The organism is Nostoc sp. FACHB-280 (assembly GCF_014697615.1).
GTDB lineage: Bacteria > Cyanobacteriota > Cyanobacteriia > Cyanobacteriales > Nostocaceae > Nostoc_B.
The window spans coordinates 1-9,287 of the sequence record NZ_JACJSD010000096.1 but is presented as its reverse complement, the minus strand read 5'-3'; the positions used below and the strand labels follow the sequence as shown (position 1 = coordinate 9,287).

Annotated in this window: 10 protein-coding genes and 1 pseudogene; 1 reads left to right on the top strand and 10 read right to left on the bottom strand. The window is 43.9% G+C overall.

Features of this window, described 5'->3' with window-relative positions; translation table 11 throughout:
• Nucleotides 1-186: 186 nt before the first annotated feature.
• The 10 genes and pseudogenes from H6G75_RS32220 to H6G75_RS32175 all read right to left on the bottom strand — a co-directional run.
• A pseudogene (locus H6G75_RS32220) lies at nucleotides 187-363 on the bottom strand (IS481 family transposase); the annotation flags it as partial.
• Between the two features lie 16 nt (nucleotides 364-379).
• On the bottom strand, nucleotides 380-1,741 hold the full coding sequence (locus H6G75_RS32215) for an SCP2 sterol-binding domain-containing protein (RefSeq protein ID WP_190983925.1): 1,362 nt from the start codon (nucleotides 1,739-1,741) through the stop codon (nucleotides 380-382).
• 93 nt (nucleotides 1,742-1,834) lie between these two features.
• Nucleotides 1,835-2,626, bottom strand: coding sequence for an SDR family oxidoreductase (locus tag H6G75_RS32210; RefSeq protein ID WP_190983924.1), 792 nt, complete (start codon nucleotides 2,624-2,626; stop codon nucleotides 1,835-1,837).
• Between the two features lie 67 nt (nucleotides 2,627-2,693).
• Nucleotides 2,694-3,149, bottom strand: a complete 456-nt coding sequence (locus tag H6G75_RS32205; RefSeq protein ID WP_190983923.1) for a MarR family winged helix-turn-helix transcriptional regulator — start codon at nucleotides 3,147-3,149, stop codon at nucleotides 2,694-2,696.
• Nucleotides 3,150-3,439: 290 nt separating this feature from the next.
• Complete coding sequence (locus H6G75_RS32200; RefSeq protein WP_190983922.1) at nucleotides 3,440-4,399, bottom strand: alcohol dehydrogenase catalytic domain-containing protein; 960 nt, start codon at nucleotides 4,397-4,399, stop codon at nucleotides 3,440-3,442.
• 267 nt (nucleotides 4,400-4,666) lie between these two features.
• The gene (locus H6G75_RS32195; RefSeq protein ID WP_190983921.1) at nucleotides 4,667-5,266 is read right to left on the bottom strand and encodes a hypothetical protein; all 600 of its coding nucleotides are present in this window, start codon (nucleotides 5,264-5,266) and stop codon (nucleotides 4,667-4,669) included.
• Between the two features lie 267 nt (nucleotides 5,267-5,533).
• On the bottom strand, nucleotides 5,534-6,340 hold the full coding sequence (locus H6G75_RS32190) for an inositol monophosphatase family protein (RefSeq protein ID WP_190983920.1): 807 nt from the start codon (nucleotides 6,338-6,340) through the stop codon (nucleotides 5,534-5,536).
• 121 nt (nucleotides 6,341-6,461) lie between these two features.
• Nucleotides 6,462-7,895 carry a BCD family MFS transporter gene (locus tag H6G75_RS32185; protein ID WP_190983919.1) on the bottom strand — a complete coding sequence of 478 codons (1,434 nt, stop codon included), beginning with the start codon at nucleotides 7,893-7,895 and terminating at the stop codon, nucleotides 6,462-6,464.
• Nucleotides 7,896-8,021: 126 nt separating this feature from the next.
• On the bottom strand, nucleotides 8,022-8,354 hold the full coding sequence (locus tag H6G75_RS32180; protein WP_199333979.1) for a clan AA aspartic protease: 333 nt from the start codon (nucleotides 8,352-8,354) through the stop codon (nucleotides 8,022-8,024).
• Nucleotides 8,355-8,386: 32 nt separating this feature from the next.
• Nucleotides 8,387-8,659, bottom strand: a complete 273-nt coding sequence (locus H6G75_RS32175; protein ID WP_190983917.1) for a hypothetical protein — start codon at nucleotides 8,657-8,659, stop codon at nucleotides 8,387-8,389.
• Between the two features lie 193 nt (nucleotides 8,660-8,852).
• Here H6G75_RS32175 and H6G75_RS32170 point away from each other — a divergent pair, with 193 nt between their 5' ends.
• Nucleotides 8,853-9,035 carry a hypothetical protein gene (locus tag H6G75_RS32170; protein WP_190983916.1) on the top strand — a complete coding sequence of 61 codons (183 nt, stop codon included), beginning with the start codon at nucleotides 8,853-8,855 and terminating at the stop codon, nucleotides 9,033-9,035.
• Nucleotides 9,036-9,287: the final 252 nt, after the last annotated feature.

The following is a 9,287-nucleotide window of genomic DNA, read 5'->3' as shown; positions in this document are numbered from 1 at the left end:
TATTGTTCTCAAATGAATCGAATTGAGGAGGAATGGCATCAATTGAAGACTCATGAAATTGCTGGACAGATGTTTGATAATAATTATGATTTAGCGATGGCAATTATTGATGGCATTGAAGCCAGAAGCCTTAAGGATGGATATGCTCTTGAGCGTTTTATATTTAATTGCGCCTAGCTACTTAAACTCAACGTATAGCTCGTTGTCAAATAAACCCCACCAAAGAACGACAGTTTCACCAGCCAAGTCTGGTTCTACTTCATAAGCTATGCCTTCAATTGATACCCTGGTATCGGAACCAACTTTTCTACGTTGCGGTTCGCGGGCAAAGTTACAGAATCGCTCCCAACTGCACATTGAGCGTAAGTGGATGCCTAACTTATGATGGGAAACATTTCGCAAACTTTAAAAGCAAGCGTATATTTCCTTTGACGCGGATTTTGCGGGTCAGAATTGCCAGGAGCATGTTTCGTTCTTTTCGCAAAAAAGCAATCCAGGTTTTACTGTCCGCTTTGACGACCAGATCCGCTTCACCGACCAGACCATCATGAATTTCACAGGTTTGATTTGCGATACTGACTGTAAACTGGCGCACTTCCTGCCCTGTAAACGAAAAGTGGTAGACCACGTTAAGTCCTTTCGCTTGATTGAATTGAAAGACTAATGGTAAGCCAAACCGAAAGCCTTCAATGGAAAGGGGAACCAGGCTATTGCGAACGTGCTTGACCTGCTTGTGGGGAAACCGTTTAGCTGCATGGGCTTCGGCATCTGACCCAGGAATAACATAAACCGTTTCGACTTTATCTTGCAGTGGTTTAACAACCTCTTGAATAAATTCTTTGCGATCGTGCAAAAAGGGAGCCATCACATCTTCCCCCGCAGGGCAAGCCGCAAGACAGTAAGCCGCCTTGTAGTTGGCACCAAAGGACAGGCTTTGCCACATGGTCGCTGAGTCAGCTTCACCCACTTTGCGCTCATAGTCCTTTGCCGACTTACTTTCCGCCAGATTCTTTGCCCAGTCAGTAAAGCCGCCTAAAAATTCTCGGTAATTGTGGGTATAGCAAGCCGAAAAATTGAAGCTACCATCTGCACCGATCGCCCCCACAGGACAGGCAGCAACACAGAGTTTGCATTCTACACAGGGGTTGTAATCAATGGGATGGTTGTAATCCGTCACCTCCGCATCCATTAGGACTGTCCCTAGTAGAATGAAGTTGCCAAATTTCGGATGAATCACATTGCGATGAATCCCCATATGTCCTAATCCGGCAGCAACGGCGATCGGTTTATGGGAAACAACCCACACATTTTTCTTGGCATTCAGATAGTCCTGCGCCTCCATTGGAAAACCCATCGCTGGATTCACTGCTCGAATCCCCCGATTTTCCAGTTCCCGGACAATTCTGCGGGCGATCAGATTCACCTCTTCTCCCGTGTGGTGAAATTCCACATTAGCAACGGAGCGGGCAGGATTTCGCACATTATCCCGATTCATGCGGCAGATAAAACTAATCAAGCTTTTCGTCTGGGGAAATGCCTGCAAAATTTTAGCCCGCTCATCAGCAATTTCGGGCTGATCAATGCTCACAAAACCGACATCATCCGCCCCCAATTCCAGGCAGAATGAGCGTAGCCAATCGCGGTTGAGGGGAGATGAAATTGGAGTCGGAAAGCCTTGGTCTTGAGAATTTTGTAACTCTCTCAAACGCTTGACAGTAGGATGATCATCAAATTTTGGCATAGGACTAATCTTTTAGTTGACAGTATTAAATCTAGTGACTGACTAGGGCGTTGTAGCGAAGATACTCATTACCGAATTTGCAATGTGTTTTGATTAGTGCGTCATACTCTTCATCACACTTCCCATAATTCGCACCCGCGCCCAGCGGGGTAAAGGCACGAGTAAGTAGGTCAGTAGTTTTGTTAACAGTCCCGGCAAAACGAGAGACTTTCGACCCAATACATCCAACGTCCCCTGAGCCACCTCCCTGGGGTGCAGCATCTGTCCCATCTTCATTCCTGCACGTTCTGCAAAACCACTATTGGTTGGACCGGGCGCAGATGCAATCACATCCACACCCTTGGGTGCCAGTTCAACATTTAGTGCTTCAGCCAGAGTTTGCACATAGGCTTTAGTGGCTGCATAGTGGGCGGCAAAGGGTGTCCCCTGGAAACCCAAGATCGAACTTATGAGTACCATCCCGCCGCGCCCCTGATTTGCAAACCGTTGCCCAAAGTACCAGGAGAGTGCCAGGAGAGCGCGACAGTTCACGTTCAGCATTTCCATTTCCTGGTCTAATTGGGAATCGAGAAACGATCCTGATGTGCCAAAACCTGCCGCTGTCACCAGTAGTCCAACATCCAAATCCTGAGTGATGGTCGTGAGGGTATCGACTCCTGTTTCTGCCGCCAAATCCAGTCGCACCACCCGCGTATCAACCCCATACCGCTTGCTTAAATCGATCGCCAGTTGCTCCAAAACATCCTGACTGCGTGCCACTAAGACAAGATTCAACCCGGCTTCAGCCAATCGCAGTACCATCTCCTTACCGATCCCAGAGGATGCTCCCGTAACAACTGCCCAGGAACCATAGCGGGAATACAGCCGTTTTTGCCAATCATTCATACTGATACTGTCCATACATTTTTGCTCTTTTATATGTATATACATATTTTTCTCAAATTTTTTGAGCTTAACTCAAGTTTTTTACCTCAGATAACAGGGATAAAAGGGTTTGCCATTTCTGTTTGCCAAAGTGTTGCATGAGTTCCGCTTGCACCTGCTCCCAGATCGGAAGAGCCTGCTCCAAAATCGCCTGCCCCTCAACCGTTAACGACACCAACTTCATCCGCCGATCCTCACCAGGATTAATGGCAACTAATCCCCGTTTCTCTAGCAACTTGATGTTTCGAGTCACGGTCGTTTGGTCAGCAAATAATTCTTGAGCTAATTGCGTGATTGGCACAGTCTCAAGCAAGTGAACTGCCACCAGTAACGTCAATTGGTTTACCTCCAAACCAATCGGGCGTAAGGCGGCATCATACACTTGCGTCACAATTCGTGATGCTCGACGAATGTGCAATCCCATACAGGTTGCAGGTACTTGATTTGCGATCGCCAGTGGAGCTTTGGGAGAAATACTATCCATATAGTATGTATATACATACAATCTTCTCTTGTCAAGCGGTAGTCATTCTTAAGGATTTAGTGTCCTTGGAATCATAATCTGGGGTAGTGTTACGGAAGCTGCGGCCAGGGGCAAACGCGCACAGTTTAGTTTATAAATCTAGGGGCGGATATGAGTGAAACGATGGGGTGAAGTGTTACATAAGGCTTACATAATAAGCGTTTCAGGATTTTATGATATCTTGAAATAGCGATATGTAGGCGATCGCTTCAACCGTGTTTGGAGTTCCGCCTTTGCGTGGAGTCGGAACTTCACACTGTACTCATTTCCAACAATACTTTTAACACACCCCGACTTTGAGCCTCTGTAAAAGCGGCAATACCTTCTGTCAGTGGAAAATGGGCGTGAATTAAAGGTTTTACGTCCACTTTTTCTGCGGCTAATAATTCTAGTGCTGCGGGGAACGGGCCACAACGGGAACCAATGAGGGTGATTTCGTCTACCACCAAAGACGAAGCATCTAAACTCAAGTTGCCTGCATAGGTACTTTTCATGACTAGGGTACCACGGGGGCGTAAAGCGCGATGAGCGATCGCAAATCCTTCAGGATTACCAGTACAATCTACAGCAATATCAAAAGCTTTATCTGTAACTGCATCAACTAAACCAGTTTTAATTCCTCTAGCGGCTAAGTTCGCCAGTTTTTCAGGATGACGACCCACAACCAACAACTCACAGTTAGTTAACGCCAGTGTTTGTGCTACCAGTTGACCAAGTTTACCATCTCCCACCACTAACACACGGTCATCGGGACAAACAACCACTTGCTGTTGAATTTCTAAAGCCGCGGCTAGAGGCTCGGTAAAAGTTGCAACATCTGTAGGCACATTATCCGGTACAGGATGTAAGTTTTTTACGGGTAAACACAGATAATCTGCAAAAGCCCCGTGACGGTTCACAATACCCAATACTGTGCGATTTTCGCAGTGAGTCGGCTGTCCTCGAAGACAAAAGCGACAATGACCACAGGCGGCGTTAATTTCGCCTACGACCCTTTTATTAATTAAGTTCTCTGGGCCTTGTTCCACAAAACCGACAAATTCATGTCCCAAAATCCCAGTGTAAGGATAATAACCACGCTGCAACTCCAGGTCAGTATTACAAATTCCCGCCCGCAAAACACGTACCAAAGCTTCTCCTAATTGCGGTTCTGGAACTGGAATATCTGTGCGTAGTTGCAGTTGTTGGTTTTCAAGCCAGAGTCCTTTCATACTACTTCACTGGTAGAACTGTACTCACCGGTGATTAGTATAGCAGTCTTATTGGGGAAGGGGATGAGGGAGACAAGGAAGACAAGGGGGACAAGGGGGACAAGGAGGAGAGATATTTGGAAATATACCAATTCATACAATTACTAATACAAATCACTTCCTCTGCACCTCGGCTTCTGTTTGCCGAGCGGAGTCGAGGCGCTGATTGCATATCTGTATCATTTTTAAAGTGAAATGGTATTAGGTTTAGCTTGTGTGACTTTGTGTTTAACTCTGCATTGCCAAATTTTTCTCCACTTGAGCAAATTCAGTCCTTTCCTGAGAGAAATTAATTTCAAATTTACTTAACCAAATGATCAAATCTTCTGAATGAATGGCGATTTCACTGCCTAAAGTTTTGATATAAAGCAACCCATCACTAATAATTAAATCTCTGATAGGATACCAAGAATCACGATTTTGAATGAGTAAATCTAAAGGAATAGTACTTCTTAAAACCTGCTTACGATATTTCCACCAAGCACGCCATAACAATACAGATTGAGTACAGTGCATCTGGTATCCCTTCGGCACTTTGCAATATTGATAATGATAAAAACCGCGATTGTCTATATCACCTCTGATAAGATAACTATAATCTAATAATGTCTGATTTATCGATTCCCAATGAGATGAATTTGGCTGAACTAAAAACTCCAAAGCTGGATGATTTAAATTGGCTGTAGCAATTACACCTTGAGATTTTGCTGTTAGTTGATTAATTTTATAGACGGTTTGTGCTGTCAAAGCCGAGTTAGATAATAAAATATCTTTTTTTTGAATGCTTTTGTCTACGAACTCACGAATTAGCTCTAGATTGGATAACATACACCTATGGTTGATTACTGAGTCAGGTCTAGACTATGTAACTTATAAGTTTCACTAGGTATTCAACCCAATCAGGATTATTAAATAGGAATTACCCAAAAAAGTTGTTTGTTAAGAATGGGTATAAGGGTGTGAGGGTGTAGGGGTGTAATTATTCAAAATCCTTACACCCTATACCCATTCATTTGTGTGTAAGTCCTGTTCAAGCAAAAAAGCCTAAACCCAAAAGATGGGTCTAGGCTTGTTCTATCAGTGTTTTGATGAATGTTAAATTTTCAACTCTTTGAGAAATGGTTCAAAAACGATCGCCAATTCTGAACGGCTGAGAACTAAAGTAGGATAAGAGCGATCGCTATAATCTTCTCCTGCAATCAAAGGAAATGGCTCAGACTTGAGAGACTTCCAACTCCCACCAGCCGCTTGCACAATTACCCAAGCGCCGGCTAAGTCCCAAACTTTTGGTGTCGCTTCAATTCCACCCAACACTGCGCCAGTCGCAACGGTGAGAAAGTTATAACTCGCCACACCCAACATCCGAATTTTGCAAGGAAATTTTGGTTGAATAACGGCTGTACTGCGGGAACAAAGGTTAAAAAAGTGATGACTGCTGGGAGCATCCGCACTGGTATGTATGGGATGATTGTTGAGAAATGCGCCAGTGGGTGTGGCTAAACCAGATGTACCTTGCCAAAAGCCGTGAAAAGTTTGTCCTAATGGCGGTACATGGATATATCCAAAAACAGGCGTACCTTGATACAGCAAAGCCAAAGAAATCGACCAAATCGGAATACCACGGGTAAAATTAGTTGTCCCATCCAAAGGGTCAATTACCCAACACCATTCTGTCCCCGGAAAGGTCTTGTCAGATTCTTCGCTGAGAATACCATAACCAGCAAAATTAGCGGCGATCGCATCCCGAATTTCTTGATCTGCCCATTTATCGGCGCGTGTTACCAAACTACCATCAGCTTTTTGTAAAGCCTGCACCTGTCCAAAATCTTGCATTAGTTGTTTGCCCACCCTGGTAGTTGTAGTCTGGGCAAAATCAAGCACCGTTAACCAAAAATCATTCATTGCAATGCTAGGGAGTGAATTAATTAAGGAAAAAGTTAAAAGTAAAAAGGTAAAAGATTAGTTTTTTTACTTTTGCCTTTTTCCTTTTGCCTTACCTTAATATCCATACACCAAATTTTAATTAGTCTAGATCGCTTTCTAAGACAGATGCGATCGCTTGCTTGGTACTTGTTTGAAATTCTGTAATGTTGACGCGGTTGAGGAACCCAATTGAAAGTACCATTCCCACTGCTTCTAAGGCAAATACCAACCCATAAGCTAGTTCCAAACTGGGCAAAGTTCTGCGTCCGATATCCAAAAGTGTACCGCCAATCACCACAGCAAGACCCCTAGAAATTGACTGCGCCAGACCCCATGCACCAATAAACGTGCCGGCGGCTTCGGCTGCGGTTAAATCCAACATCAAGCTAATTGCTGCTGTAGTTAAGAAACCAGTCGCTAAACCAAACAACACCAACCCAAATTTTAAGAAAGCTACATTGGCTGTAAATCCCGAAATCCCCAACAATGCGGCACATAAAGCCACCAACATACAACCTAAACGGGCGCTGCGGCGTTTACCCAAACGTGGCACAATCAAAAATCCAGCCACCGCGTAAGCAACTAGCAAACCCATACCGTAATAAATATTTAATTTGGTGCTTTCCGCCAAGGGCATTTTAAACACCTGACCCGCATAAGGTTCTAAAATTGGGTCTTGCATAAACAAGCACAGCGTCATCACCACCAAAAAGGTGAAAAACAAACCTGTTTGGGGACTGGCGGTTAAGATTTTCCACGCTGCATTTAGGGTAATGCTGTCTTCGCGGTTTACCAATGTGGAACGGCTAGAATATTGGGAGTATTTTTTTTCCACGCCGAATGTAGATGCGATCGCCAATCCAAAGACAATTGCTGGCACAATTGTAAATAATCGGTTAATTGATGCCTGTAATGTTTCTGGGGTTGCTTCTGGGGTTAATTGCTTGAGCAAGCTAGAACTAATAATTGCGCCGACAATGATTCCCACCATCAGCATTGACCAAACCACACCCACCACTTTAGAACGGTTATCTTCTTCCGATACATCTACCAACAAAGCCGCGAAAGCCGTACCACTAGCGCAAATTGCCAAACCGTAAATTGCAAAAATTAAAGATAGCAGCGCAGTCCAGCCGATAGTGTCAGTTGTCCAAGTCCAGCCACCAGAAATACTCGCAGCATTATTTAACTGCCACATTACTTGTACCGCGAAAAAAGCAGCGATCGCAAATATCGCCGCCCCTACCCATACATAAGCTGTCCGGTGATAACCCCACAACGGTTTCGCATCAGATATCTGACCAAACCAAATCCGCGAAGGCGACACAAACGCAGGTAAAGCCAGCACCAACGCCACCAACGTCGCCGGAATCGCTATTTCTTGAATCATCACCCTGTTGAGTACTCCCAGAGTCAAAATCGACATCATACTCAACCCCATTTGAAACAAGCCAAGCCGAAACATAGTCGGTAAATTGACCCTTGGCACAACTGGGTATTTTGTTTCACTATCAAACACTTCACCGCTTGCCATAGTTAGTTTTCTGGATGGTTTATCAAAATAGTCTCTCTTTAATTAAAGATAAACTGTTCGATATTCCAAAAACCCAGCTATTTCGGGTGATGAATTTTTCGTTGTGCCGGTAGAGATGCTTTCAAGTTATAGAATTTCATCCACCAGAACCGTACCGCCTTCACAAAAATCTATGCCAAGATGATAATCTTCCAGCAAAGCAGTTCCAATGAGCGGACGACGACCCATTGCTAGTGCTGCAATATTACGCTCTACACCATTCCATATAATTGTTGCCAAATAAACATCAGTTTCCACACTGGAATTGTTAGCTAGGTTGGCGTTGATATTTATGAGGTAAGGCAAACCAAGAGTAGCAATTACAGAAGGCGGCAAAGTTAAGAACCCTTCAAACCCTGTATCAATAACGCATTCGATTTCTACACCTGAACCTTCTGGAGGAAGAATAATCAAACTCATTCTTGCCTGAAGTGCAACTACATTTCCATGTATCACTGTGCCGTCCTGAGCAATGTACCACCAACTGCATAAACGGCATCAAAACCAATTCTCTCTCCCCAAAGTGCTGCATTGGGTTGCTTGGATTTTAATCGCAGACTCGTTTCGACTAAATCATCACCGATTTCGTAATCTCCCGTTTCAACATTAATCGAGATAATTTTGCCAATGTTTTCTTGTGTTTCAACTTTGGCACGGATACTTTTTTCGTAGAGTTCCTTTCCACGTCGAGCGACTTCTTGGTTACTAAGTGTTGGGTGGGACATAAATAAATCCCTTGTTTAAGCGGCTAGATTCTTCACTTTATTGTAGGGCAATACCAGTAACCCTAGCGGAAAATTCCAGCTGCTAAGGTACCGCTATCAGGGTTTACACTTTGCTTTGTTTTACTCATCACTTTGTGTAGGCTCTGAGTACAGGGAAACCATCTCCCCACATCAAAAACTACGGTATTAAAAAATGATAAAACGAAAATTGCAACTTAAACTTACCAGAGATAACGTCCTGGGAATTGCCGTTCTAGTTATGGTCACGGGGACGCTCATACTTGCTTTTATAGACCCAACTGTGCGTCCATTTCTTTTCGACCTAACACAAATGGCTTTAGGCGCTTACTTAGGATTAAAAGCCGGAGATAAGTGAACTAAATAACTACATGATCGCATCTCGTACTTTTAGTTCAAGAGTTGCGATCCTTCTAATAGCGTACCTATTACCATTTAGACCAGAAGCTTGTTTACATTGATAGGACTTACGCAAAAAACCCCGGCTCTCCCAGAGTAGCTATGCTAGAATAGCATGAATAAAATCAGTATAATTCAATAGAATTAGCAGTAATTGGTGGCAAAAGCCCAAGTAGGGAAAGAGTTATACAAGCAATTGGCAATATAAACA